25 protein-coding genes and 1 pseudogene are annotated in these 24321 nt (G+C 54.5%); 17 read left to right on the forward strand and 9 right to left on the reverse strand.

Translation table 11 applies throughout. The annotated features are described in order from the left end of the window. Nucleotides 1-52 precede the first annotated feature (52 nt). From mreC to MUN86_RS02800, 6 genes are all read left to right on the forward strand, one after another. Entirely contained in the window at nt 53-982 is a 930-nt protein-coding gene (mreC, locus tag MUN86_RS02775) for a rod shape-determining protein MreC (RefSeq protein ID WP_245121443.1), read from the forward strand. After that, nucleotides 979-1506: a hypothetical protein gene (locus MUN86_RS02780; protein ID WP_245121444.1), complete on the forward strand. Its 528-nt coding sequence runs from the start codon at nt 979-981 to the stop codon at nt 1504-1506. The genes mreC and MUN86_RS02780 overlap by 4 nt, the downstream gene beginning before the upstream one ends. Nucleotides 1507-1731: 225 nt before the next feature. Beyond that, nucleotides 1732-1953, forward strand: coding sequence for a hypothetical protein (locus tag MUN86_RS02785; protein ID WP_245121447.1), 222 nt, complete (start codon nt 1732-1734; stop codon nt 1951-1953). 17 nt (nt 1954-1970) lie between these two features. Then, nucleotides 1971-3572 (forward strand): penicillin-binding transpeptidase domain-containing protein, encoded by a 1602-nt coding sequence (locus MUN86_RS02790; protein ID WP_245121451.1) that lies wholly within the window; start codon nt 1971-1973, stop codon nt 3570-3572. A 92-nt stretch (nt 3573-3664) separates the two neighbouring features. Beyond that, the gene (gene rodA / locus MUN86_RS02795) at nt 3665-4960 is read left to right on the forward strand and encodes a rod shape-determining protein RodA (RefSeq protein ID WP_245121454.1); all 1296 of its coding nucleotides are present in this window, start codon (nt 3665-3667) and stop codon (nt 4958-4960) included. Nucleotides 4961-5010: 50 nt separating this feature from the next. Continuing rightward, a complete protein-coding gene (locus MUN86_RS02800) occupies nt 5011-6597 on the forward strand; it encodes a hypothetical protein (protein WP_245121457.1) in 1587 nt (528 codons plus the stop codon). 6 nt (nt 6598-6603) lie between these two features. Here MUN86_RS02800 and MUN86_RS02805 read toward each other — a convergent pair whose 3' ends face one another. Both MUN86_RS02805 and MUN86_RS02810 read right to left on the reverse strand, forming a co-directional pair. Next, nucleotides 6604-7647, reverse strand: coding sequence for a hypothetical protein (locus MUN86_RS02805; protein WP_245121460.1), 1044 nt, complete (start codon nt 7645-7647; stop codon nt 6604-6606). A 135-nt stretch (nt 7648-7782) separates the two neighbouring features. Continuing rightward, entirely contained in the window at nt 7783-8964 is a 1182-nt protein-coding gene (locus MUN86_RS02810) for a DUF8457 domain-containing protein (protein WP_245121463.1), read from the reverse strand. Between the two features lie 34 nt (nt 8965-8998). Here MUN86_RS02810 and MUN86_RS02815 point away from each other — a divergent pair, with 34 nt between their 5' ends. The 5 genes from MUN86_RS02815 to MUN86_RS02835 all read left to right on the forward strand — a co-directional run bounded on the left by MUN86_RS02815 (nt 8999) and on the right by MUN86_RS02835 (nt 13335). Beyond that, a complete protein-coding gene (locus MUN86_RS02815) occupies nt 8999-9322 on the forward strand; it encodes a 2Fe-2S iron-sulfur cluster-binding protein (protein WP_245121465.1) in 324 nt (107 codons plus the stop codon). A gap of 174 nt (nt 9323-9496) precedes the next feature. Continuing rightward, on the forward strand, nt 9497-10120 hold the full coding sequence (locus MUN86_RS02820; RefSeq protein WP_245121468.1) for a thymidine kinase: 624 nt from the start codon (nt 9497-9499) through the stop codon (nt 10118-10120). Between the two features lie 80 nt (nt 10121-10200). After that, nucleotides 10201-12534: a type IX secretion system anionic LPS delivery protein PorZ gene (porZ, locus tag MUN86_RS02825; RefSeq protein ID WP_245121472.1), complete on the forward strand. Its 2334-nt coding sequence runs from the start codon at nt 10201-10203 to the stop codon at nt 12532-12534. Nucleotides 12535-12619: 85 nt separating this feature from the next. Next, a complete protein-coding gene (recO, locus tag MUN86_RS02830; protein WP_245121474.1) occupies nt 12620-13180 on the forward strand; it encodes a DNA repair protein RecO in 561 nt (186 codons plus the stop codon). Then, nucleotides 13144-13335, forward strand: coding sequence for a hypothetical protein (locus MUN86_RS02835; protein WP_245121477.1), 192 nt, complete (start codon nt 13144-13146; stop codon nt 13333-13335). Before recO ends, MUN86_RS02835 begins: the two co-directional genes overlap by 37 nt. Nucleotides 13336-13420: 85 nt before the next feature. On the opposite strand, the gene MUN86_RS02840 is transcribed toward MUN86_RS02835, so the two are convergent. The 5 genes from MUN86_RS02840 to MUN86_RS02860 all read right to left on the reverse strand — a co-directional run bounded on the left by MUN86_RS02840 (nt 13421) and on the right by MUN86_RS02860 (nt 17741). Further along, nucleotides 13421-14401 (reverse strand): FKBP-type peptidyl-prolyl cis-trans isomerase, encoded by a 981-nt coding sequence (locus tag MUN86_RS02840; protein WP_245121479.1) that lies wholly within the window; start codon nt 14399-14401, stop codon nt 13421-13423. Between the two features lie 128 nt (nt 14402-14529). Continuing rightward, the gene (locus tag MUN86_RS02845) at nt 14530-15132 is read right to left on the reverse strand and encodes an FKBP-type peptidyl-prolyl cis-trans isomerase (protein ID WP_245121482.1); all 603 of its coding nucleotides are present in this window, start codon (nt 15130-15132) and stop codon (nt 14530-14532) included. Nucleotides 15133-15189: 57 nt separating this feature from the next. Beyond that, complete coding sequence (locus MUN86_RS02850; protein ID WP_245121484.1) at nt 15190-16149, reverse strand: FKBP-type peptidyl-prolyl cis-trans isomerase; 960 nt, start codon at nt 16147-16149, stop codon at nt 15190-15192. A gap of 38 nt (nt 16150-16187) precedes the next feature. Further along, nucleotides 16188-17231, reverse strand: coding sequence for a DHH family phosphoesterase (locus MUN86_RS02855; protein WP_245121487.1), 1044 nt, complete (start codon nt 17229-17231; stop codon nt 16188-16190). Between the two features lie 261 nt (nt 17232-17492). After that, nucleotides 17493-17741 (reverse strand): hypothetical protein, encoded by a 249-nt coding sequence (locus MUN86_RS02860; protein ID WP_245121489.1) that lies wholly within the window; start codon nt 17739-17741, stop codon nt 17493-17495. A gap of 31 nt (nt 17742-17772) precedes the next feature. On the opposite strand from MUN86_RS02860, the pseudogene ndk reads away from it, so the two are divergent. Further along, nucleotides 17773-18167, forward strand: a pseudogene (gene ndk / locus MUN86_RS02865) (nucleoside-diphosphate kinase). A 177-nt stretch (nt 18168-18344) separates the two neighbouring features. Here the strand turns inward: ndk and MUN86_RS02870 are convergent. Beyond that, nucleotides 18345-19472, reverse strand: coding sequence for an AAA family ATPase (locus MUN86_RS02870; RefSeq protein WP_245121492.1), 1128 nt, complete (start codon nt 19470-19472; stop codon nt 18345-18347). Nucleotides 19473-19653: 181 nt separating this feature from the next. Then, a complete protein-coding gene (locus MUN86_RS02875; RefSeq protein WP_245121495.1) occupies nt 19654-20937 on the reverse strand; it encodes a nucleoside permease in 1284 nt (427 codons plus the stop codon). Between the two features lie 723 nt (nt 20938-21660). Between MUN86_RS02875 and MUN86_RS02880 the strand changes: the two genes are divergently transcribed. From MUN86_RS02880 to MUN86_RS32745, 5 genes are all read left to right on the forward strand, one after another. Next, entirely contained in the window at nt 21661-22251 is a 591-nt protein-coding gene (locus MUN86_RS02880) for a hypothetical protein (RefSeq protein ID WP_245121498.1), read from the forward strand. Between the two features lie 84 nt (nt 22252-22335). Next, complete coding sequence (locus tag MUN86_RS02885; RefSeq protein ID WP_245121500.1) at nt 22336-22929, forward strand: hypothetical protein; 594 nt, start codon at nt 22336-22338, stop codon at nt 22927-22929. Further along, complete coding sequence (locus tag MUN86_RS02890) at nt 22913-23209, forward strand: winged helix-turn-helix domain-containing protein (protein ID WP_245121502.1); 297 nt, start codon at nt 22913-22915, stop codon at nt 23207-23209. The genes MUN86_RS02885 and MUN86_RS02890 overlap by 17 nt, the downstream gene beginning before the upstream one ends. Nucleotides 23210-23314: 105 nt before the next feature. Continuing rightward, nucleotides 23315-23989 carry a hypothetical protein gene (locus MUN86_RS02895; protein ID WP_245121505.1) on the forward strand — a complete coding sequence of 225 codons (675 nt, stop codon included), beginning with the start codon at nt 23315-23317 and terminating at the stop codon, nt 23987-23989. Beyond that, complete coding sequence (locus MUN86_RS32745) at nt 23959-24039, forward strand: hypothetical protein (RefSeq protein ID WP_502592239.1); 81 nt, start codon at nt 23959-23961, stop codon at nt 24037-24039. The genes MUN86_RS02895 and MUN86_RS32745 overlap by 31 nt, the downstream gene beginning before the upstream one ends. Nucleotides 24040-24321: the final 282 nt, after the last annotated feature.

The raw sequence follows: 24321 nt of genomic DNA on the forward strand, positions 1-24321 counted from the left end.
GGTGTTTGCCAATTCTTCATTCCTCACTTTTTGTTCTTCATTTTTCATTGACATGAGGAATTTGTTCGCTTTCCTGTTTCGCTACCGAGGCTTGCTCGTGTTTGCGCTGCTGGAAATAGCGAGCTTATACCTGTTGATTCGCAACAGCACGTACCAGCGGGCCGCGTTCTTCAATTCGGCGAACACTTACGTGGGACAAATTCTGGCTACCCGCAACCGCATCTACGACTACTTTCAGCTGGAAAGTATCAACCAGCGACTGGTGCAGGAAAACGCGGCACTGCGGCAGCAACTCTACACCAGCGACCTTAGCCACCGCCAATCCGACAGCCTACCTGTGCCCCAAGACAGCGTCTCGCGGGTGCGGTTAGCCCGCCTGAGCCACCCCGATTCTTTGTTGCTAGGGTTGCGCACACTGCCCACCCGCGACCCTGATTATCCACTTATTCCGGCCCGAGTTGTGAATAACACCATGCGCCGTGTGGATAACTACCTGACGTTGAATGTAGGCAACCGCGACGGGGTGCGTAGCGGTATGGGCGTGTTGTCGGCAGCCGGGGTAGTGGGCCGGGTGAAAGTGGTGAGCGAGCAGTTTGCCACCGTCACGTCGTTGCTGCATTCCAAAACGTTTATCTCCGCCAAAATCAAGCGCGACAACACCTTTGGTAGTATCAGGTGGCTCGGTGACGACCCCACGCACGCCTTGCTCGACAACATTCCGCGCCAAAACAAGTTGGTTCGCGGCGACACCATCGTGACTTCCGGCTACAACGCGGTGTTTCCTGAAGGCGTCTTGATTGGGGTGGTTGATTCGTTTTTGAAGGAGCCCGACAAAAACTTCTGGACTGTGCGGGTGCGGCTGGCCGTGAATTTTTCGAATCTGGAGTACGTGTACGTGGTTAGTCCTCGACTGAAAGCCGAGCGGGATACACTGGAAGCACGTGCGGGCATCAAGCCAGAGGTAGGGGAGGAGCGGCCATGAAGGGAGTAGGATCTATCGTGCTGCAACTGTTGCGCTTCGTCTTCTTTGCGGGCGTACATATGCTGTTGGTGAGTCGGTTGGTGCTCTTCGAGCTAGGGTGGTGCTTTTTCTATTTGGGGTTTCTGCTGTTTCTGCCCATCGGTACCTCCATTGTCTTGCAACTAGTGCTGGGCTTTGGCATGGGCTTGTTGATGGATATTTTCTACGACACCGGCGGCGTGCATGCGGCCGCGGCCGTACTGCTGTGCTACCTCCGCCCCTGGGTGTTGCGTCTGCTCACGCCCCGCGACGGCTACGAAGCCTCCGACTCGGTGAACGTGCACCAGATGGGCGGGCAGTGGTTTGTGGTGTATACGGTCCTGCTTGTAGGCTTACATCACCTAGCCTTTTTCCTGCTGGAGCTCGGCAGTTTCCGGGCCTTCGGCCTTACGTTAGTGAAGGTGGTAGCGAGTACACTTTTCACGGGGCTTACCATGCTCATCGTTCAGCTGATCTTCTTCCCCACGCGCCGCCGCGGTCGATAGTGGCGAGTATTGAGTAAGTGGAAGAGAAGAATAGGGAAAGGGCCGCCTTTTATACTACTTCGGTGTCAGCACATGGGATGTTTCGGTTCTGGTTGCGCCTGTGCGGAAGTTAGATTAAGTACGACTGTTCTTTTCTATTTCACTCACTTACGCAGTCACTCCCTAGTGTATCTTTGTGAATCCGGCCAGGTGGCCGCAAATGCTTTCTAATCAGAATATACGGCTTTGCAATACCTTGAAGGACGGCGGTATGTGGTGATGGCTATTTTCCTGGTGGTGGCTATCACCTTTGGCGCCCGTCTATTTTACATCCAAGTACTCGATGGTAGCTACAAGCTAGCCGCCGACCGCAATACGCTCCAGCGCATTGTGCAGGTGCCGTACCGTGGCCTCATCTACGACCGCAACAATCAGTTGTTGGTTCAGAACACCCCGTTTATGACTTAATGGTGGTGCCGCGCGAGGTGAAACAGCTAGATACGTTGCGCTTTTGTGAGCTACTACAACTGCCGCTCCAGGAAGTGCGCGAAGGCCTGAAGGCGGCGCGTAGCTACAGCCGCGTGAAAGCGTCGCCGCTGGTGCAGAACCTGAGCACGCAGGAACTGGCCACTATCCAAGACAACTTGATCGATTTTCCCGGCTTCAGCATCAAGGCCCGGATGGCACGCTCCTACCGCACCGAAAACATGGCCCATGCCCTCGGGTATGTGGGCTCCATCACGCCAGGTCTGCTGCAAAGTGAGCGGTTTGCGAAGTACTTACCCGGCGATTTTGTGGGCGTTAATGGCCTCGAATCGTTTTACGAGCAGCAGTTGATGGGCCGCCGCGGGGTGCAGTACAAAATGGTAAACGTTCGCGGTATCGAGAAAGGCGCTTTCCGAAATGGGGAGTTCGACACCTTGTCGGTGGCCGGGCAAGACTTGCATACCAGCATTGATATCGAGCTGCAGAAATACGGCGAGATGTTGATGAAGAACAAGCGCGGTTACATTGTGGCCATCGAGCCGAAGACCGGTGAAATCCTCGCTATGGTATCGGCACCCGCCTACGAACCTTCGATTCTGACGGGCAAGGGCATGGGCAACCGCTACATGGAATTGCAGAATGATACCACCAAACCTCTTTTCAATCGGCCGTTGATGGCGAAGTATTCGCCCGGTTCGGTATTTAAAGTGGTGAACGAGTTGGTAGCGTTGCAAATGGGCGTAGTAACTCCCCAAACGGCGTTCGACTGCAACTGGAAACTGGTGCGTTGCACCCACCGCCATGAGTATCCGAGCAACGTGGGCATTGCCATCAAGCAAAGCTGCAACCCGTATTTCTATCAGGTGATGCGGGCAACCGTACTGCGTGGCCGTTCTGCCAACCGTTTCGAAGATTCTCGCTTGGGCCTAGCCGATTGGCGACACAAAGTAATGGCCTTCGGACTGGGCGATAAGCTGGGCGTTGATATTCGGAGCGAAATTGGAGGGCTAGTGCCTTCCCCAGAGTATTACGACAAGCGCCTCAAGACTCGCCGCTGGAACTACAAAACCGTGTATTCGCTCAGTATTGGGCAGGGCGAGTTGAGCGTTACAGGTCTGCAAATGGCTAATATTATGGCCATAGTAGCTAACAGAGGCTGGTACTACACCCCGCATTTCGTGCGGGGTATTGGTACTGGTGGCCCGTTGCCACAGTACACCGTGCGCCGTACGGTGGGAGTTGATGCGCAGCATTTCGAGGCTATAATTCCGGGCATGCAGGCCGTAGTGGATGGCCGCGGTGGTACCGGCGAAAATGCTTCCTTGCTGGATGTCGGTATTTCGGTGGCTGGCAAAACGGGTACCGTACAGAACTACCACGGCGAGGACCACGCCACCTTCGCAGCTTTCGCGCCGGCTGAAGACCCCAAGATTGCCATAGCCGTCTTCATCGAAAATGCTGGCTTCGGTGGTTCTTCCGCCGCCCCTATGGCATCCTTGATGATGGAAAAATACCTGCGCGGCAAAGTAGCACCGTGGCGCCATCGTTGGGAAGTTTGGCTCCAGAGTCCCGCTAGTCGGTTCATCAGGCGCCACCGCTAGCAGTTTATTTTGCCAGCTACTCTTTATTCTAAACCACAACCCATAAGCTTCACGGAAGCATTTGCGCTCGTTCATTCTAACCCGTAATTCGAATGCCCACCTCTCCAGCTAGATACTCGCGCAGCCTCGATTGGGTGACTGTGCTCATCTACCTGCTGATGGTCGGTCTGGGCTGGCTTAGCGTGTACGCGGCCAGCTACTCGCCCGACGCGCCCGCCGACCCGTTGCGCAACCTCAGCTTCTCAGAGCTGATGGCCTTCAACTGGTTCAAGCAAATCCTGTGGATTGGTACAGCGCTGGCGCTGATTGTTGTGCTGGTCGTTATCGACTACAAGGCCTACGATACCTTTGCTTTTGTGCTATACGGGGGCATGATTGTGTTGCTGATTGTGACGATGCTGGTGGCCCGGCCCATTGCGGGGTCGCGCTCCTGGCTGGAACTGGGGCCGGTGCGTTTGCAGCCCGCCGAGTTTGCCAAGTTCACAACGGCCTTGGCGGTGTCGCGCTTTATGGCCAGCATCAACCTGCGCCAGCAAAACTTCCGCGACCAATTGGTGCTGGCCGGGCTTACGCTGTTGCCCCCGCTGCTGATTCTGGCTTCCAACGAAACCGGTCAGGCACTCGTGTTCGGGGCTTTTCTGCTGGCGTATTTCCGGGAAGGTATGTCGCCGCTGATTCTGCTGATTCTGGCAGCGGCGGGTATGATTCTGATTCTGGCGTTGCTGGTACCCAAGCTGTGGCTGGTGGGCGTCTTCACCCTGATTTTGGGGTTGGTGCTAGGGCTCAACCGCAAAGCGCTCCGCCACCATTTGCCGCTTTCTCTGAGCGTGTGGGCGGTGGTAATTGGGATGGTGTTTGGGGTTGACTTTTTCTTCAACAACGTGCTTCAGGCACACCAGCGCAAGCGCATCGAGGTGCTAATCAATCCTTCGGCCGATCCGCTGGGCGTGGGCTGGAACGTCACCCAATCCAAAATTGCCATCGGTTCGGGTGGACTTTTAGGTAAGGGCTTCCTGCAAGGCACGCAAACCAAGTTCGACTTCGTGCCCGAACAAAGCACCGACTTTATTTTCTGTACCGTTGGGGAGGAGTGGGGCTGGGTGGGCTCCACCATCGTCATTATCTTATTTATGACGCTGTTGTGGCGCATTTTGTATGTGGCGGAGCGGCAGAAATCGGTGTTTGGACGCACGTATGGGTACTGTGTGGCCAGCATCTTCTTTTTTCACTTTGCCATCAACGTCGGCATGACCATTGGGCTGGCGCCGGTGGTGGGTATTCCGCTGCCGTTCTTCAGCTACGGGGGGTCGTCGTTGTGGTCATTCACTACGCTTCTCTTTATTTTGCTGGGCATCGATGCCTACCGTAAGCAAGATTTAGAACGGTAGGTGCGTGTAGCTGTCGAGCTACTATCTTCTTCTTTTTAGCACCGCTGCCTTTGCCCTCTGTTTCCTATACTATTGCCACGCCTCTAGGTTTTGTTCGGTCCAAGCGGGTGGAATGGCTGGTTATCGGGTTGCTGACGGGCTTGTGTTTGCTGCTGCCCACCCAAAATTCCACGCTCGACGCCTGGTACTATGCTGCCTGTGTACGGCACGGGCACGAGTTGTTTCAGCCGCACCACCTACTCTACAACGCGGCGGGCTGGTTGTGGCTGCACGTACTGCCAGCGCAATTGGATGTGTTGGCAACCCTCAAGATTCTCAACGCCCTAGCTTTTGGCGGCTGCCTGCTTGTGCTCCGCGACTTGCTGCGCCGGGTGGGCGGCGTTACTGCTCCCGTTGCGGGGTGGCTGTTGGTGGTAGGCAGTAGCTTCGGTATGCTGCGTTTCGCAACCGAAAATGAGACGTACATTCTGCCGCTGCTATTTTCCTTGTTGGCTAGCCGGAGTTGGTGGCGAGCTGTCTTGGAAAATAAAAATTGGCAATGGGTAACAGCGGGCGCGTGGGCTGTTGTGGCCGCCTTGTTTCACCAAATTCATGCATTCTGGTGGCTCGCGCTGCTGCTGGGTACAGTAGCCACAGGTCCGAGTGGCCGCTGGAAGAAAGTTGTTTTGTATGCGTTGCCGGCGCTAGTGGTGCCGTTGGCTTACGTGGCGGCCATGCCTAGTTGGGAGTTGCCGTTCACGTTGTCTGCTTTTTGGCGCTTCGTGTTTCACGATTTGTACGCCGGACACGCGGGTGCGCAACCGTCGGGTCGAACGTTGCTGCTGACGAGTATTAATCTGATTCGCACGTTTGGCCAAATGCATGGTTCCACACTAGCGTTGCTGAGGCGCTGGCCGGCGCTAGGTACTTTGGCGCTGCTGAGTGCAGGGCTGATGCTAGTGGCAGTCCGAAAGCTGTGGCAAACTCGTCGAGCAAGTGCTGTCGCTTCATCAGGGGCAGCACAGAGTCCACCTATTTCGGCTGCAACTCCTGGGCAGCTGTTTTGGCGCACGCATTTGCTGGTTTTAACTCTACAAGTAGGGTGTGCAGTGTGGGCCGAGGGCAATGCCGAGTTTATGGTAATGATACCGGCCTTGCTGGCGCTTTTGCTGGTGAATTTACCGGGCCTAAGTTCGGCTTTGCCGTGGGCTGGTGCTTCCTTGCTACTCTGGAACCTGACCTTCGGACTGTTGCCGGCCTACGCACTTCGCCTCACCAATACAACCCTACTGCTGGCCCGCATTCAGCAAGAACCTAAGGCTTGGTGGCTGCTTGCCGACTCTAACCTGATTTTGAACCAGCTCCATTACAACACTGGGCAAGCTATTGGCCCCGCCAATGTGCTGCCTGCCCCGGCGCTTTTAGTGCAGCGGCCGGGCCAGTCGCAAGCACGTTTCCGGATGTGGCTGGCCGCCCGCCGGGCGGCCGGGCAACACGTCTACACCGATGCCCTAGACGGCCCTAACCTCATCGACCGTGCCCGCCTCACCCAAGGCGGCGACGAAGCCCAACGGCAGTTATTGGCAGGCTACCGCCTCGCCCGTATTGATTCTTTCGCTACGTCTTTCGGGCCTGTCTATCTGACGGAAATAGAATAGACCAAACTACTCTGTCGAGGTGGGAACACCCAATTGCTTGATGCCGAGCTGATGGGTAAGCACAAGCGCAAAAGCTACCGCGAATACTGGCGCGGCTAGAAAACCCATGCGGCCTAAGTCGCTGGAAAGCAGCATGTGCACCACAACTACTGCCACGAAGGTTTCGCTTGACCACCCCAACTGCGTAAACCAATAGGGCAACTTCCCCTTACGCCAACCAAGCAGCAGCGCCAGCCAGAAGAAACCGAACACACTGAATAGTTCGCCGACTCCTTTCACCGAAAGCAGCCGACGGAGCGAATACCCCACGTTTTCAACGTGGTTGAGTGCATTTTGAACGCTAGCCGCAGGCGGAGCGCCAATGCGCGTATCAATCCAATACCGGACCCCAAAGGCCAATGCCGCTCCTAAAAACAGCCACACCAGCTGCACGGGCCACCGCAGCGCCCGGCGGCCAAATACCAACAACCACGGCACCAGAAACACAAACGACTCTTTGGCCAGCCACCCAAGCAGCAACACCCACACCAATGCCGCTCCTGATCCGCTTCGAGCTGCATAAAATGCCAGCGCAAATACCAGGATATACAGACTATCCACCAACGGTAGCCCGCTCGTGTATACCGCCCACCGACTGCATAGCACGGCTACCACTGCCAGCGCCGCCGCCGCAACCGAGGCCCCATATAAGCGGCAAGTTTCGTACAGAATCAAGCCTGTGCCTGCCATGAGCAGTGTGTTGAGTAGGTAGAAGGCGAGCCGCAGCGGCCAATCGGTGGTGGCGCGCTGCGGCCAGATGCGGGCGTACACCTGTTCGAGAGGCCAGGCAATGGCCGCAGCAGCGGCGGGTATTAACACTCGGTAGCGCCGCGTCACGTTCACGTCGGCAAATTCGCCGCGGGCTATACGCAGGTAGCTGCGCGTATCCAGGGAGTGCGAAAAATCATAGTGCACGTACATCGTGTAAGCTGGCCCGGCTAATACCCCTAGCGCCAGCAGGTATACCAGCACCATTTCTCGCCACCGTGACCTGCCTATCTGCTTGAACACTATTTGAAGCTTTATGAGTGAAAACTAGGGTTCCGCGTGCAGCGGTAGGCGTGCTGTGAACGTACCCGAAAACAAAGAACGTCATGCTGAGCTTGCCGCATGACGTTCTTTGCTAGCTACTTGCTCTGCTTATGATTAGGCAAACTTTCGGTCGATCAGCTTCAGCAGCTTGTTTACGTGCTCGTCTTTGCGAGTCCAGTCGTACTTGCTGGCTAGCTGCTGGCTCACGTAGCGCTTCGCTGATTCGGCATCAGATAGGGTGTCGAGATGCTGGATAGCGGCGTGGTACTCCATGTTCTCGCCCCCAAACAATTCGTTAATAAAGCTGAAGCGCTGATTGATGGAAATTGCTTCGCGCAGTGTTTCCACCTTGGGCGCTTGCTCGGCTAGCGTAGCAGCAGGGCGCTCAGGGCGGAGGGTTTCGCTTAGCGTCTGCCCAGCTGGCTGGTTGGCCTTTAGCTTTTCGTAGAGCGGCACTGCTGTCGACGGGGCTTCTGCTCTAACAGAAGGGGTTTCAACGGGTGTGGCCGCTGGTTTTGCATCCGCTGCTACGGTGGGCTTTGGTGTTGCTCGCTCGGGCTCTGGTGTAGGTGCTACAGTTGCTCGAAGAGGCTCAGGTGCTGGAACTGCCACCGGTGGCGCAACAACAGGCGCTGGGGCAGCGGCAGGAATCACGGGCGCGGCAGTAGTGGCTTGCAATTCTTCTTCGCGTACTGGCAGCAAGCCGTTGAATTCTGCTATCAGCGTAGCTAGGGGTTGCAGCAGTGCCTTGTTCGCCTCTTGATGCAAGTGAAACCGCTTCAGGAGGTCTTGCCGTTCTAGTACTTCCTCAGTTGGCAACCCATCAACAAAGTCTTGGTAAAAGAGCTTGTTGAGGTCGAGGTAGCGTAGCGCGTCGCGCAGTTGGGCAACAGTAGCGGTGGGCTGACGGTCGAGCAATTTGTTGTCGAAGGTTTCTGCGGGGTCTTGGGAAACCGCCAAGGTATCGGCAACTGCTTGGGCAAGCAGCGGCTCAAATGTTGGGCGGCTAAGCTTGATGCGGCGCGAGAGAACGTTCATGAACTGCGTGAGGGCCGTGCGTACTTCGTCCGCTTCAAAGTCAAAATAAGGGCTGCGCAATCGTGCTACTTCCAGCTTCCACTGCGTAAGCAGTTGCTGCACCACAAACAGGTTTACTTGCCGGATAGGAGTGAAACGAAGCACTGCCGGACCATCGAGGGTAGCGGTGGGGCGGGCGCCAAAGTGCTGGTCGCAGAGGTGGGCGGCCAACTTGCGGCCGTATTCTTCGCGTGGGGTCGTACTATATTTGTCGTTCATTGGAAAGCCAGATTCAGGCTGAAAGTTAAGGAAAATGCCTACGCTCACCGTGCAAAACCTGCCTGCTACCGTGCCTGTACCCACGGGCAGCACGCTACTAGCGGCTCTACAAACGGCTGGCTACGACTGGATGCATGCCTGCGGTGCCAAGGGACGCTGTACTACGTGTCGCATCATTTTGGTGAGTGGCGCCGATGCCCTAACGCCTCTTACCGCGGCCGAATTGCGCTACCGCGCTGCCAACCGTTTGCAGGAAAACGAGCGCCTTACCTGCCAAACTCGGCTTCTGGAGGGAGCCGTAACTGGCCGCGTGCCGGAAGCGACCAAGCTGCCGCACATGCAATATCTAAATGAGTAACGGAGTGGCTGACTACCTGGTTAATAGCCAACCCGAGGTGGAAAACCACCAAAAAGTGGTGGTGGCTTCCGGCAGTAAAGTTGTAATTTCGGCTGTCAAGCTGAAGGCTTAGCGGCTTTAAAGCCACTAACTACCCTACTCAGTTACTTCTTCACTTAGTTACGCCCAACGAAGTTGTTTATTGAACCCCGCGGCGGCCATGGCCGCGACGTACCCCGCCGGGGCTGGATTGAAGTGGTGTGCGGCTCGATGTTCTCGGGTAAAACTGAGGAACTGATTCGCCGGCTTAATCGCGCCAAAATAGCCCGGCAACGGGTGGAAATCTTCAAGCCCACCCTCGATACCCGCTACCACGTCGAAGATGTGGTGTCGCACAACGCCAATAGTATCCGCTCGACGCCGGTACCGCTGGCGCAGGAAATGCTGTTGCTAGCCAGCGGCTCCGACGTGGTTGGCATTGACGAAGCCCAATTCTTCGACGAGAGTTTGGTGGAAGTCTGCGTGCAACTAGCCAACCGCGGTACCCGCGTTATCGTGGCCGGCCTCGATATGGATTTCCAGGGCCGCCCTTTCGGTCCTATACCCGCCCTGATGGCCGTAGCTGAATTCGTGACCAAAGTGCACGCCATTTGCGTGTGCTGCGGCGAAATAGCCTCTTATTCGTTTCGGGTAGCCGCTTCTGAAGACAAGATATTGCTCGGGGAAACGGATGCCTACGAAGCCCGTTGTCGGCCCTGCTTTTTAACTGGCATGCAGGAAAAATCGGGGGCTGAAGCCGCGGCGCAGCGCAAACACTAAACACCAAGCTCAGGCGTTGAACTGTTGCTTTCGGCCAGAAACTACAGTTCTGTATACAAGTAGGTCTTTATATTCCATTTATGATTCATCTGCTACGCACGTTGCGCCTTATTACGCTCTTCTTGGTAGGTCTGCTTTTGGTTGCTCCCGCTGCGTTGCAGGCCCAGAGCACGGCGGGTTTCGGCGATTGGCAATTGCACCTGCCTAACAACCGCGCGAGGGCAATGGCTGATGCCGGCCAGCGGATTTACGTAGCTGCCGAAGACGCCTTTTTCTACTTCGATAAAGAGACCAATACCACTACGTTGCTTTCGCGCCGTGATGGACTCAATGGCGTAGGCGTTACTACCGTAGCCTACGATTCAGTGAGCCAACAGGTGTTGGTAGCCTACCGCGACGCCAACCTCGATCTGCTGAGCGCCGACGGTACCCGCATTCGCAACATCACCGACATCAAGCGCAAACAGATTTCGGGCACCAAAACCATCAATCATATATCGTTTAACGGCCGGCTTGCCTATTTATCCTGTGATTTTGGCTTGGTGGTAGTGGACATGACCAAGTTGGAAGTGCGCGACACATTCACGAATATTGGTCCGCTCGGAGCGCCTGTAAAAGCCTACGCAGCCACCGTAGCAAGCGGCTTTCTATTCCTGGCTACTGACAAAGGAGTTCTGCGCACCAGCCTCACCGCCGATCAAGCTAATTATCGAAACTGGTCTTTGGATTTGACTGGTGACACGTACCGCACGCTGGCTACCTACAATGGGCAAGCTTATACAGGCCGTAATTCTAGTAACCTTCAGCGATACATCTCCGGCAGTACGTGGGAGTCAGTGCCTAGCTTTAATGCTGGCCAATATCAAAACCTAACGCCCTCCAGGGCCGGGTTGTTGATTACAGCAGACCAGAGAGTGTCTATTCTTAGTCCAGCAAATACAGTGAGTGTTTTAGCAGGCGTCGGGTCTGTAACCTTACCACGGGCTGCCTTGCGCTCGCGCGATGGAGCTTTTTACATTGCTGACTACCAACGGGGCCTACTCAAAACCGCCGACCGACAGAACTTCGAGGCTTTCGTCAATAACGCTCCGCAGGAAGTTGCTTCGTTTGGTCTGCTAGCCGATGCTCGCACCAATACAGTGAATATTTTCACAGGTGGTTTCGACGAGAGTTCAGCACAGCGAGAGTCCAAGAGAGGATTTTATGAGTACAAGGATGGCCGCTGGACCAACTACACGAAGGAAAACTATCCAACAGCTGCCGAACTGCCAGTGCTAGACGACCTGGTCCGTGGCACCCGATCAGCTGATGGCACACTCTACGTGTGTAGCTACGGCGATGGACTATTGCGTTGGAATGGGCCCGGTAATTTTAAGCAGTATATAGCTGGAATGCCGGGCGTACAGTTGGTAAGTGAATTTGCAAATGATCCTTTATACACACGTGTAATGGATGCTGCTGAGGCTACTAACGGTGATATATGGGTGTCAACCCGCCATACTTTGCGTCCTGGCCCGAGTTTGCACGTTCTCACGCCAAGTACAGATACGTGGCGTACCATACCATTTTCTGAGCTCAATAACCTTAATCGTCTCGTGCTTGATGACTTTGGTGGTGTATGGGTTTCGCAGGCCAGAAAAGACGGAGCAGGTCTTTTCGCTTATGACGATGTGTCAAAAACACAGCCAATACAATTCACGGAGAATAACGGAGGATTGCCTTCCAACTCTATATGGGCTATGGCGAAAGACCGTAAAGGTGCTATATGGGTAGCCACCGCTAAAGGAGTGGCCTATTTAGATGATCCTAGCTCGGCATTTGTGGCCGGGAACAATGCGGCTTTTGTAACTCCTTACGTGCAGCGCGGAGAAGGAACTGGCTATCGGGCGCTCGGAGATGATGTAGTGAAAGCTGTAGCCGTGGATGGCGCGAACCGTAAGTGGTTTGGCACCGAGCGGGGACTGTGGCTCTTCAGTGAAAACGGGGACGAAGGTCTATTGCACTTCACCACCGATAACAGCCCGCTCCCTTCCAACAGCATCGTGGATGTAGCCGTGAACGACCGCACGGGAGAGGTATTTGTAGCTACAGATGCCGGTGTGGTGTCATACCGTGGCTCTGCTACCGTGACGGAAGGTGTACCAAAGGATTGTGCCAAGGTATCGCCCAATCCCGTACGTACCAACTTCACGGGGCAGGTTGGTGTAACAGGCTTGGCCAACAACGCCATTGTCAAAATCACCGATGTAACGGGCAAGCTGGTGTACCAAACTACTGCTACGGGCGGGGGCGTTGTCTGGAACCTAGCCGACTACAATGGCCGCAAGGTGCAGTCGGGGGTGTATCTGGTGCTTTCATCAGATGCCGACGGCAAAAACGGCTGCATCAGCAAAATTGCCGTAGTGGAAAAGTAGAACAGCTAGGTAGCAAAGCCTATGGTTATTGCACAAAAGCCTTCGCGAATCTGTTCCATTCGTTATTCAGCAACAGTTTCTACTCATGTTAATCAAAACCCGCGGTATCGTACTGAGCTACATCAAGTACCGCGAGACCAGTGTTATTGCGCGGGTGTACACCGAGCGGTTGGGCCTGCAAAGCTACGTCGTAAACGGGGTGCGCAAAGCCAAGCCACCGGGACGCATTGCGTTGTTTCAGCCGCTCACGCTACTGGAATTGGTGGCGTATACTTCCCGAACCGGAGGCCTCACGCGTCTCTCCGAGTTTCGTTGTTCAGAATCGTACCGCAGCATCCCCTACGACGTGCAAAAAAGCAGCGTGGGGCTGGTGCTGTCCGAAATCCTGAACCATACGGTGCTAGAGGAAGAGGAAAACGGGCCGCTGTTCAACTTTCTCCATGACAGTTTGCTGGACTTTGATCAACAAACCAGTGGCTACGAAAATTTTGCACTGTACTTTCTGCTCAATCTCGCCACGTACCTAGGTTTCGGTATAGAGAGAGGGGAAGAACTTATCACGCAGGTAGCCTTTGCCGCCACGGTGCCAACGGCGCAGGGGGAGGCCCAATGGTGTTGCGATTACAGGAATTCGAGCAGTACCTAGACGAACTGTTACAAGATCCTGCCCACTCCACCATTCCCAATGGGCGGGTCCGCCGCGAACTGCTGTCCGTCATTATTCGCTACTACCAACTCCACGTTGAGAGGCTAGGTGAAGTCCGCTCGCTTGCAATTCTATCGGAAGTGCTGGCAGAATAGAATACAGCACGATCAACGAAGAAGGGGCCGTTCTACTAGCGTGAATTGCGCAGTCAGAACGGCCCCTTCTTCGTTGATCGTGCTTTTACTTCACCTCCACTAGTTCCACATCAAAGCGGAGAATGGCGTTGGCAGGAATGTCGGGGCCGGCGCCGCGGGAACCATACGCTAGGGGAGAGGGAACTAGGAGAATGGCTTTTGTGCCCTGAGTGAGGGCAGCCAGGCCTTGGTCCCAGCCAGGAATCACTTGACCTACGCCTAAAGCAAACGAAATCGGTTTGCCACCCTGCTTCTCCGACGAGTCGAATACCTTACCATCCAACAGCGTGCCTTTGTACAGCACCGATACGGTTTGACCCGTTTGAGGCTTGGGGCCAGTACCAGCTTTTGTCACGACGTAGTAAGTGCCTCCCGTTGTTTTCAGCCCGTTCAGGTTGTTTTTCTTCAGGTATGCTTGAATCTGAAGGTCGTCTTTTTGCAAAAGGCGAGCAGCATCTGCTTCGGCTTTCTTCCGGGCCAGTTCCATCATCTTCTGCTGGTCGGCCGAAGCTTCTTCCTGCGTCATTAGTTTCTGTGCCTTCGCCAGCACGGTCATCGTGTTGCCGGCCTTCTTCATGAACGGCGGCGCCGGCTGGCGGAACGACTTAGCAAATACACTATCGACGTTGAAGCGAAACACGGCCGAGTCGCCGGGCTGCAGCAACGCTACGGCGTCTTCTATGCCACCGCGTACTTTCACCTCAGCGAGAGGCAGCTGGGCGGGCATACCCATTAGTTCTTTGCGGGTGCTGAATAACAGCGAATCCTTGGCCGTGCGGTACTGAAGATGAGCGGCTAATATTTTGCCGACGCGGGTTGAATACGTAGGGTCGCCGGCCGGATTTACGTCGGTGCGTAGTTGGTAGCGGCCGGTGGTGTTTCGGTAGATTTTGTATTCGATACCAGAAGCGGTACGGCCAAAGCTTTGCGCTTGCACACGCGCTTGCGCCTGCACCTGCTGCCCGCTGAACCCAAGCGCCGTAAACAAAACAACCAGCAGCAGAGAAGAACGATGTAATTGGAGCATAGATCGTGTAGGTGAAGTCTGATTAATAAGTAGAAGGTCCGGAAACAGTTGGAAAAGCGAATCGGCGGTGGCCAAACCCATTTGGGCCTGTTCCACCGCCGAAAGCAAAACTGTAGCTGGCTGCAATTCTACCGTACATCTAATACCTCCATGTTGAAGAGCAACGGCTCGTCAGGAGGAATGTCATATGAATTAGTTGCTTGGTTGTATTGCCCTTTGGGGCCATAAGCTAAGTAAGAAGGAATTAATAGTAGCTTACGGTCGCCTTTCTTCATCTGCAGTAGTCCCTCATCCCAACCTTTAATAACACCTCCGGCACCAACCGTTACGGGAAAGCAACCACAAGGAATACCTTTCTCAGTGGAGTTGTCAAATATGATGTTCTCGTTGGTTTCGCGTAAATACCGGCCTACATATTTTACCTCCACCCGGTTGCCACTTATAATGTTGGTAGTACCCGAGCCCTCCGATAGTTTCACCAGATAGATTCCGTCGTTGGTAGCACCATTCAAACGCTGGAATTGATTGATACCCGTACCTTCCGTAATACCGTGGCGAGTCAGATAGGCCCGAATCAGGCCGTCATCAATGACTTTGTACTCTGCTTGATGCTGTTCGGCATCCTCCTGGGCGTTATTATCTTTTTTGCAGCCCGAAAACCCGGCAGCAGACAATACCAGCAACAGGGCAGCAACGCGGAAAAGTAGCGAGCGTTTGAAACTGTTTTTCATAAGAATAAGCGGCAAAAAGGTAAAATGCCGCGCCGGCCAGCCGGCGCGGCTTCTGCTTTACTTCACATCTACCAACTCCACGTCGAAGCGCAACGGTGCGTCAGCGGGGATGTCGGTACCAGCACCACGCTGCCCATAAGCCAGCGGCGACGGAATCAGTATCGTGGCTTTGCTACCCTTGCTGAGCAGCGGAATCGCCCGGTCCCAACCCGGAATAACTTGACCTACGCCGATAGCAAAATCAATCGGCTTGCCATTGTTAGGCGCTTTCTCCGACGAGTCGAATACTTTGCCATCCAGCAACATGCCTTTATACTTCACCGATACGGTTTGGCCGGTTTTGGGCTTCGGGCCGGAGCCAGGCGAGGTAACCATGTAGTACACGCCCGACGTGTCTTTCTGCACATTCAGGTTGTTTTTCTTCACATAGTCTTGCAGAATCGCATCGTCCTTCTTGCTCTGCTCAGCCGCGTGGGCCATCATTGTTTGCTGCTGCTTCACCATGGCTGCCTGCTGATCGGCCATCGCCTCGTCGCGGCTCTGCACTTTCTGTGCTTTCACCAGCATGGTCATGGTATTACCGGCTTTCTTCATGAAAGGCGGCACCGGCTGACGGAACGACTTAGCGAAGATGGTATCAACGTTGAAGCGGAACACGGCTGAGTCGCCGGGTTGCAGCAGGGCAATAGCTTCTTCGAGGCCGCCTTTCACTTTCACTTCTTGCAACTCGATGCGCATCGGAATGCCCATTTGCTGCTTGCGCGAGTTGAAGAGGATAGAGTCTTTAGCGGTGCGGTATTCCACGTCTAACGCCAGAATCTTGCCGACCCGGCTCTTGTACGTAGCGTCGCCTTCGGCACTCACCTCACGTGGGGAGTAGGATTTGCCTTCGTTCTTGAAGACTTTGTACTCGATGCCAGACTTAGTTTTTGCGAAGTCGCCGCCTTTATTGCAGGAGGCTAGGCTCAGGACGCCGGCCGCTACGGCCAAGCTTAGAATGTTGCGATGCAAATGCATGAAGCGGGAAAGGTGGTGAAAAGGAAATTTCAGGCAAGTTACGCCGAAGGCGGCGCAACTGCCAGAGGGGCCGTCACCAGTTGGCTCTGGTACTGAGGCAATAAATCAACGAAACGTTGCACGGTGTTGTCGAGCGTGTCGTAACTAATGCCGCCCGCCGCGTTGTGGTGGCCGCCACCGTTGAAATGGTCGCGCGAGAAACTGCTCACCGAGAAGTCGCCCACGGAGCGGAAAGAAATCTTGATGGCTTGCCCGCGGTCGATAAGCACGGCCGCGAAAACAATGCCCTCGATGCTAAGCGCAAAATTTACGAGGCCCTCGGTGTCGCCGGTTTTCGAGTCGTACTCTTTTAGCTCTTCCTGCGTGATGGCGATGTACGCCGTGTTGTATTCGCGCAGCACGCGCAGCTTGTCCTTGAGCACGAAGCCCAAGAAGCGCAGTCGCATTTCCGAGTGCGAGTCGTAAATGCGCCGGTGCACATCGGAAAGGTTGATGTCGGCATTGAGCAATTCCGCAATGATGAGGTGCACATTGCGCGAAGTACTTGGGTGTCGGAACGAACCCGTGTCGGTCATTATACCCGCGTAGAGGCACTCGCCAATACCCGCGTCAATCAGGTTTTGGTCGCCCATGTCGCGGATGACCTCGAACACAAGTTCGGCCGTAGCGGCGGCTTTCGAGTTCGAAAAGTCGAGGTCGGCAAACTGCTCGGGCTCCTGGTGGTGGTCGATGAGCACCTTAGTGCCAGGAGCATGCCGTATGTATTCACCCATCTCGTTGATGCGGCCCAAACACGAGAAGTCGAGGCAGAACAGCACTTCAGCCGTCCCGATTATTTCCCGCACTTGCGCGTCGTTCCGACGGGCATCGTACACGATTACGTCGCTGTTGCCAGGCATCCAGGCCAGGAAATCAGGGTAGTCGGAAGGTGTGACGACGGTTACGGTGTGGCCCTTCTTGCGAAGGTAGCCCGCCAGTCCCAACGACGAGCCGAGGGCGTCGGCATCAGGCTTGTGGTGGGTAGTGATAAAAACCTGCCGGGGTTGCGATAGCAGCTCCTGCAGCTCAGAGATTGTGGACATTGCCTACTGATAGGTGGCTGAAATTCGGGGATTTATGCCGGGAGCAAGGCGGCAAAAGTCGGAAATATTCCGGGTTCCAACAAAACAGCTTTGGGTTTGGTGCAATGGTGGCGGTAAATGCCTGAACAGAACCACTATACTACCCTTAGCTATTTCAAGAAAGTACTTTGCTTGGATTTTGTTTAACAGCTGTTTCGCTGATAAAGGAACACAGTTTTCGCCTAAAAAGGTGCACGAAGTGCTACTTGTCATGCTGCGACATTAACACAGCTTAAGTAGCAGCTGAAAGCAAAGTTTTTGTGAGCTGTTGCGCAAAGTTACAACCCGCGGGCTTAGCATGTCAGGCCGCCTGTGGGCATAGACAGGCAGAACCGCAATTTGGTCTGTCATCAAGCGCGTTTTGCGGTCAACTTCTGCTGTGGCTAGCAACTTCCCGCCCAAACCATCTACTTTTGCGCCCTCAACCTTTTTTGCGCTTCCCAAGCGGAATTTCTTTTCAACCCAACCCATAGATAAGATGGCCACGAACCGCACGTTCACCATGATTAAGCCCGACGCGACGCAGGACAACCACATTGGTGGTATTCTGAGCATGATCGAAGAAGGTGGTTTCCGTATTGTAGCGCTCAAGAAAGTGAAGCTAACCCCGAGCGCGCCGGCCAGTTCTATGAAGTGCACAAGGAGCGGCCCTTCTACGGCGACCTAGTAAAATACATGTCGTCGGGCGCGATTGTGGCGGCTATTCTCGAGAAAGACAACGCCGTAACTGATTTCCGCACCCTCATTGGCGCTACCAACCCTGCGCAAGCCGCCGAAGGCACCATCCGTAAAAAGTACGCCAAGAGCATCGAGGCCAACGCCGTGCACGGCTCCGACTCCGACGAGAATGCGCAGATTGAAGGCAGCTTCTTCTTCGGCCCCGACGAGCAATTCTAATCCAGAAATCTAGTCGATGGCGCCTTGCAAAATGCCCTAGATTCATTTAGCTTGGCATAAGCTTTAAGACTAGATTTTAACTGCTATTACATACAAAATGCCGCGCTACAGCTTGTAGTGCGGCATTTTGCTTATACTGGAAACGGACTTTTTATAGACTTTTTTTATACTGAGGAGCTAGCGAGCTTGGCCAAAACCAATGCGGCCACTAGCGGGCGTAGCATCAAAGGCGGGAGCATCACGATTGTAGACATCGGTAAGAGCCAGAGGACCATCTACAGGCTCCGCTTGGCCGAGGGCTGTAGCTAGCGCCTGCGCTTTTTCTTGTACCAGCGGCTGAAAATGATAGGCGGCAATCAGGCGTCCTTTGCGCAATAAGGCACTATCAATGCGAGCTAACTCGGTGTTGAAAGTGCATACCACCTGAATGTGAAAGCAGTCGGCGAGCAGACCATCGGAGAGGTTGAGCAGGTTGCTGACCGCACTGCCGCCCCGACCACCTTCGCGTTTCAGCAAAAGCTCTTCGGCATCCTCGATGATGAGGATGGAGTTGGTATTGTCGTGAAGCAGGTTGATGAACTCAGGGTCGGCAATGCGTGCGGCGAGGTTGGGCGGAATAAACAGCTTGGGCTTGTCGAGGAGGCCACAGAGATGGCGGATGTAGCTGGTTTTGCCAGTGCCCGGCGGGCCGTGCAGAATCACGATGCCTTTGTCCTGGGGCTGACGCAGCCGCTCCACAATGATGTCGTGCACGGGCAACAGATCATCGTTGTAGTGCGTGCTCAGGTCGAGCTCCGGAATCTTGATAGTGAGCGGAGTGAATTCTAAATCGTTGTAAGCTAGGCGCAGCACATGAATGCGCTGGCGCTCTTGCTCCCCAACTTCTAGTAGCGCCTCTAGCAGTGTTACGAGCTGTTGCAAAGCGGCCTGGTCGGCTGCCGTTGAGTGGTAAATGAACGTGCCCCGGTCGCCGTAGCCTCCCCGGACGTCGAGAACTAAAAGCAACTCGGGCGCCAGTAGTAGCGCCTGCATCTCAAGCTCGGCGGGAGCACCCGACTTCTCGTAGGTTTTCATTTGGGCTACGGTGGCCGCTTCAAGGTCGTAGTGTTCTGCTAGCTGGGCTAGTAATTTCTGCCGGTCTTCCTTGCTGGATAGCTGAAAATTCAGCCGTTGCGGGAGCTTGCCATAGCACTGGTAGAAATACATGCTAGCCTGAAAATAATGAGCCCTTTCGAACATGGGCAATAGATCGGGCGTGGCAGGCGGAGCAACAACGGGTTGAGTAGCTGCGGGAGCTTTAGGCATAAGAGAATAAGTAAACCAAAGGAGCTTAAGGCGGGAAAGTACGTTATCCGAAGGCCAGAAAAAAGCCTGAACCGCGTGGTTCAGGCTTTCTCAATTCAGGACGACTTGGTTTTAGTAGCCTCTTTGCATGGCAATATGCAGATAGGCCATAACCTGCTGCAAGCTTCACCGGCGCTACACCTTATGACCCTTCGGTTGAAAGAACAGGCTCGTGGTGCACACTCTCTATGGCTTGCGGCTCGTGTTTGTGTTTGAAGAGAACAACAAATAGGATGGCAATAACGAGCGCATACAAGGCGAAGGTTATCCAGATGCTGTGCCAGTCTTTGCTGTTATCGGCATTGGTGAAATAGGCTTGAATGATAATGCCACTCAAAGAACTACCCAGGACCGCACCAAAGCCGTTGGTCATCATCATAAACAAACCCTGGGCGCTGGCACGAATGGATGGGGCCGTCTGCGTTTCCACGAATAAGGAGCCAGAGATATTGAAGAAGTCGAAGGCCATACCGTACACGATGCAGGAGAGGATGATCATCCACAGGCCGTTGCCAGGGTCGCCATAGGCAAATAGACCGAAGCGGAGTACCCAGGCAATCATGCTGATAAACATCACCTGCTTGATGCCGAAGCGACGTAGGAAGAAGGGAATAGCCAGGATGAACAACGTCTCGGAAATCTGCGAAATAGACATAATGATGGCCGGGTACTTCACCGTCAGCGTGTCTTGGTAAGCAGGTATCTTGTCGAAATCGTGTAGGAAGGTGTCGCCGTAGGCATTGGTGAGTTGTAGCGCCGCCCCTAGCAACATGGCGAAGAGGAAGAAGGTAAGCATCTTCGTGTCGCGCAGTAGGGCAAACGATTTCAACCCCAGCACATCAACCAAGGAACGGCTCGGCATGTCCTTGGCCGTGGGCGGGCACTTGGGCAGGGTAAACGAGTAAAAGCCAAGCAGAATGGCTGCGCCGGAGGCAACGTAAAACTGGTTGGCCGATTTCTCGAAGCCTAGCAAACTAACCGTCCACATGGCCACAATGAAGCCAATGGTGCCCCACACCCGAATGGGCGGATAATCCTTCACCACGTCGAGGCCTTCGCGCTTCAGCACCGAGTACGACACGGCAATCGACAGGGCCAGCGTAGGCATGTAGAAAATCATGTTCAGCAGCATCACCCAGAACATAGTGCCGGGGTCGGTGACCAAGGGCACAGTAAAGAGTACAATGCCACCCAGGATGTGCAGCGCGCCGTACAGCTTCTCGGCATTCACCCACTTATCGGCCACGATGCCCATGAGCGAGGGCATAAAGATGGACGCAATGCCCATGGTGGAGAAAATGGCGCCGAATTGTGCCCCCGACCACTGCTTGGTCTGGAACCAGTACGCCCCAATGGTTATCAGCCACGAGCCCCAGATAAAGAACTGCAGAAAGCTCAGGATGGTGAGACGCAGCTTGGTATTCATGCAGAAGGGAATGAAGAAATGGAAAACTCTTTTTAGAGAAAATACTGCTCTTTCCTAGCTAAGAACTGCGCCCATCGCGGGGCAGTTCTTACTCAACATGCCTAACACAGCGCCTGCAACAGCACAACGCTTAGTCCAGCGCGGCTGTAGCGTTAGCAACCCAAAACTTAAGAGGCACATACGGGCTGAAAAAGAACAACCCGGCCACTTAACGCGGACCGGGCCTTCAAAGATAACTAAATTCGGAAAGGCAGAATACGCGCTAAGGCAGGGCCTTATAAATAGCTAATGATTAACCTGAAGCAATACACTATATACAGCGCAATGAATCTTTTCGAGCTACCCTGCCAACTCCTGCTTTATCCTTCACCTGAGTAGGCACCAACCGCTTAGTTAATCATGAACTGTAGCGAGACCACAGCCGCTGGTGCTGTATGTAATGAAGCTAGACAGTCACTTGCAGCAGCTTGCGCTAGAGTATAGGTACAGGATATGGGGGCGGAACGCGCAGAAACCAGGCTGACGTTGCCTAGCATGGCCCTTTGTTGATGCCTATTGGGCAGCCAATGGCTGATAAGTATCGATTGCTCTGTCCTGGCCTGAAGGTGATTTAGCTTGATGAATAACTGTTTTCACGTTTATAAATAAGTTTGCGAAGTAATTTGGTTTACAATATAAAGTAGTTTATGTTTGTTCTACATCACGCACATAACCGCTACCGCCATGAAAAACGTTGCCAGCCTTCCCCTCCAGTCGACCACTAGCAGCTTGGCTAATCCTGTCTTCATCGGTGGCCCCACAGCAGCCAGCTTACAAGGTTATGCTTTCACCTACCTCGTTCGCGGATCGGTGGTCCTGACGGCGGCCTTGAGTAACTATATTTTGGAGCACGTTGGGTTTGCGGCTCCCTGGCTGCCTTGGATGGTACTGATGCCCATGATGAGCATCATACAAACTATTCGGGCACGGCGGCAGAAGCAGCAGGGGCTAACGAGCACTACAGCCACTGACAGCACGATGCGCTTGCTACAGAAGAGCTTCCTACTCCTTCTGCTTGTAGCTATGGTATGTGCCTGCTTCGTGGGGTGGGAGGTGATACATCCGCTGCTACTGATTGCCTACGGTGTGAGCACCTACGTGGCCGGACGGGTATTACGCTTCCGGTCGCTGCAGTGGGGCGGCGTGGTGTGTGGCGTGCTCGGTGCTATGACCCTCGTTTTGCCTGAGGACACGCAACTGCTATTTATTGCCGCCGCTATGCTCGGGAGCTATATTATTCCAGGCTACCTGTTGCGCAAGCATAGCCAAGCCTAGTTTCCGCAGCCTATACTGTTAGCTACCAGTTTGAAACCAATACAGCTGACTCGAATCACTGAAACAAGCAACGACCTTAATCCCATGGAAACCTCCGAAAACCCGTTGTCCGCCTCTGACAGCCTGCGTTTGATTCAAAACATGATACAGGAGGCCAAGCAAGATCTGAGCGACAACTCGTTTGACTTGTTGCTCTGGGGCTGGCTGGTGCTGGTGGCCGCCCTAACGCACTACGGGCTGCTGCAGATCGGCTACAGTAAGCCGTGGTTGGCTTGGCCTGTACTCATGGGCTTGGGCACGGTAGCCGCCTTCGTAAATGGAGCCCGCCGTCGTCGCCGCGAGCGGGTACGCACTGCCCTAGGCGATTTTATGATATACCTGTGGGGTGGCTTCGGGGTGCTCATGATCATGCTGATTGGGGTGGGCACCGTCTCGGGTTGGGGCAAAGCGTATCCGCTTATTATTGCGCTCTACGGGTTGGGCACGTTTGCTACGGGCGGCGCCCTGCGGTTCCGGCCGCTGATTTGGGGCGGCGCGACCTGCTGGTTGTTGGCTACAGTGGCGTTCAGAGCGGCATTTGATAGTCAATTGCTGCTAGTGGCCGCCGCTGTGCTGGTAGCTTACGTATTACCCGGGCACATGCTCAAAAACCAATACCGCCGTGGCCGCGCCCTTTGAAGACCTCGACCCGTTGCTGCACTCGCAGCTGCGGCTAGCTGTCATGTCGTTGCTGCTAAGCGTACGGGAGGCTGAGTTTAATTTTTTGAAAGAAAAAACCGGGGCCACGGCTGGCAATCTGAGCGCGCAGATCAGCAAGCTCAAAGACGCTGGGTATCTCACTATGACCAAGGAGTTTAACGGCTCGTATCCGCTTACGCGCTGCGCCATCACGCCCGAAGGCATCAAGGCCTTCGAGAAGTATGTGAGCAGCCTGCAGCGCTACCTTAAACCCGAATAGCCAACTCCGCCCCCTTACTTACTCGTTTCAATGCCACTGGTGCGTCTCACGTACTAGTCGGGCATGGCCTTGTCTTTGCCTTCCAAGTTTCTAAGCTGATTCACCATGCAGAAGTACTTGCTTCTATTCTTCCTGCTCGCATTATTGATACCAGGCCAACTGGCGGCTCAAACCCGCAGCCAGGACGTGCTGACGGACATTCAGCGGAAAATTAGCTGGCATACTTCCTTAGACTCCCTGCGGCTCATGGCCAAAACCCTAGACGACCTACGGGCCACCAAACCGAACGCCTACCTCAATTATTGGGGTGCCTACACGCAGTACCACTTGTATTTTCGGGCCGCCCAAAACAAAACGCAGGCCGAAAAGCATCTGGTAAAAGGCATCGAGATGCTGGAAGCCGTGCCCACCAAAACGGCCGAGCACTACGCGCTACTTTCGTTGTTGCAGGGCCTCAACTTAGAGTTTGCGAGTTTCCTAACGGTGGTTTTTAAGGCGAATACAGCCAAGGATAACGCTGAAAAAGCGGTGGCGCTGGCTCCCGATAATTTGCGTGCCCATTACGCCCGCGGAGTCAACGACTTCCACACGCCCAAGCAGTACGGCGGTGGCAAGGTGGCCATTGCGCACCTCAAAAAGGCCATTGCTGCTCCCGAAAAGCCCGACCCCAATCCCTACGCCCCAACTGGGGCAAAGCCGACGCCTACTGCTACCTCGCCCAAGCCTACCAAGCGGCTGGCCAGCTTGATTTGGCGCGTAAGTATGCCACCGAAGGGCTAAGCAAATACCCTAACCACGGTCGGCTAAAAGGCTTGCTGGCCAAAATGTAGCTCACACATTAGCCGTAAGCTCTTATCTAGAATTTATTTGGATTCCTGCCCAGTACAAGCTAAAGCGCCTGCTGGCTAGCCAACCGGCGGCCCCTAACTTCCCAACACTATCCGCTCGTGCGGGAGTTGCCCCGACTAGTTTAAGCGCAGGCGAAGGCAGCCTTCGAGTCGGCTGATCTGAGGAAGATAGTGAGGCGGCCCTGAGTACTTGCTAGGCCTGGGTTGCCTGCTATATTTTGGTGTGGTAAAAACTTGGCGGCATCTCTTAGTATAGTGTTCTTA

Origin of the sequence: Hymenobacter volaticus, from assembly GCF_022921055.1 — a bacterium.
Lineage (GTDB): Bacteria > Bacteroidota > Bacteroidia > Cytophagales > Hymenobacteraceae > Hymenobacter > Hymenobacter volaticus.

Bases quoted from the DNA above. Each gene is read 5' to 3' on its own strand.
- MUN86_RS02870 (WP_245121492.1), bottom strand. From the start codon at position 19,472: ATGCCTAAAGCTCCCGCAGCTACTCAACCCGTTGTTGCTCCGCCTGCC.
- MUN86_RS02855 (WP_245121487.1), bottom strand. From the start codon at position 17,231: ATGTCCACAATCTCTGAGCTGCAGGAGCTGCTATCGCAACCCCGGCAG.
- MUN86_RS02895 (WP_245121505.1), top strand. From the start codon at position 23,315: ATGCAGAAGTACTTGCTTCTATTCTTCCTGCTCGCATTATTGATACCA.
- MUN86_RS02850 (WP_245121484.1), bottom strand. From the start codon at position 16,149: ATGCATTTGCATCGCAACATTCTAAGCTTGGCCGTAGCGGCCGGCGTC.
- mreC (WP_245121443.1), top strand. From the start codon at position 53: ATGAGGAATTTGTTCGCTTTCCTGTTTCGCTACCGAGGCTTGCTCGTG.
- MUN86_RS02815 (WP_245121465.1), top strand. From the start codon at position 8,999: ATGCCTACGCTCACCGTGCAAAACCTGCCTGCTACCGTGCCTGTACCC.
- MUN86_RS02875 (WP_245121495.1), bottom strand. From the start codon at position 20,937: ATGAATACCAAGCTGCGTCTCACCATCCTGAGCTTTCTGCAGTTCTTT.
- MUN86_RS02885 (WP_245121500.1), top strand. From the start codon at position 22,336: ATGGAAACCTCCGAAAACCCGTTGTCCGCCTCTGACAGCCTGCGTTTG.
- MUN86_RS02835 (WP_245121477.1), top strand. From the start codon at position 13,144: ATGGTGTTGCGATTACAGGAATTCGAGCAGTACCTAGACGAACTGTTA.
- MUN86_RS02880 (WP_245121498.1), top strand. From the start codon at position 21,661: ATGAAAAACGTTGCCAGCCTTCCCCTCCAGTCGACCACTAGCAGCTTG.
- porZ (WP_245121472.1), top strand. From the start codon at position 10,201: ATGATTCATCTGCTACGCACGTTGCGCCTTATTACGCTCTTCTTGGTA.
- MUN86_RS02840 (WP_245121479.1), bottom strand. From the start codon at position 14,401: ATGCTCCAATTACATCGTTCTTCTCTGCTGCTGGTTGTTTTGTTTACG.
- MUN86_RS02860 (WP_245121489.1), bottom strand. From the start codon at position 17,741: ATGGGTTGGGTTGAAAAGAAATTCCGCTTGGGAAGCGCAAAAAAGGTT.
- MUN86_RS02810 (WP_245121463.1), bottom strand. From the start codon at position 8,964: ATGAACGACAAATATAGTACGACCCCACGCGAAGAATACGGCCGCAAG.
- MUN86_RS02780 (WP_245121444.1), top strand. From the start codon at position 979: ATGAAGGGAGTAGGATCTATCGTGCTGCAACTGTTGCGCTTCGTCTTC.
- MUN86_RS02845 (WP_245121482.1), bottom strand. From the start codon at position 15,132: ATGAAAAACAGTTTCAAACGCTCGCTACTTTTCCGCGTTGCTGCCCTG.
- rodA (WP_245121454.1), top strand. From the start codon at position 3,665: ATGCCCACCTCTCCAGCTAGATACTCGCGCAGCCTCGATTGGGTGACT.
- recO (WP_245121474.1), top strand. From the start codon at position 12,620: ATGTTAATCAAAACCCGCGGTATCGTACTGAGCTACATCAAGTACCGC.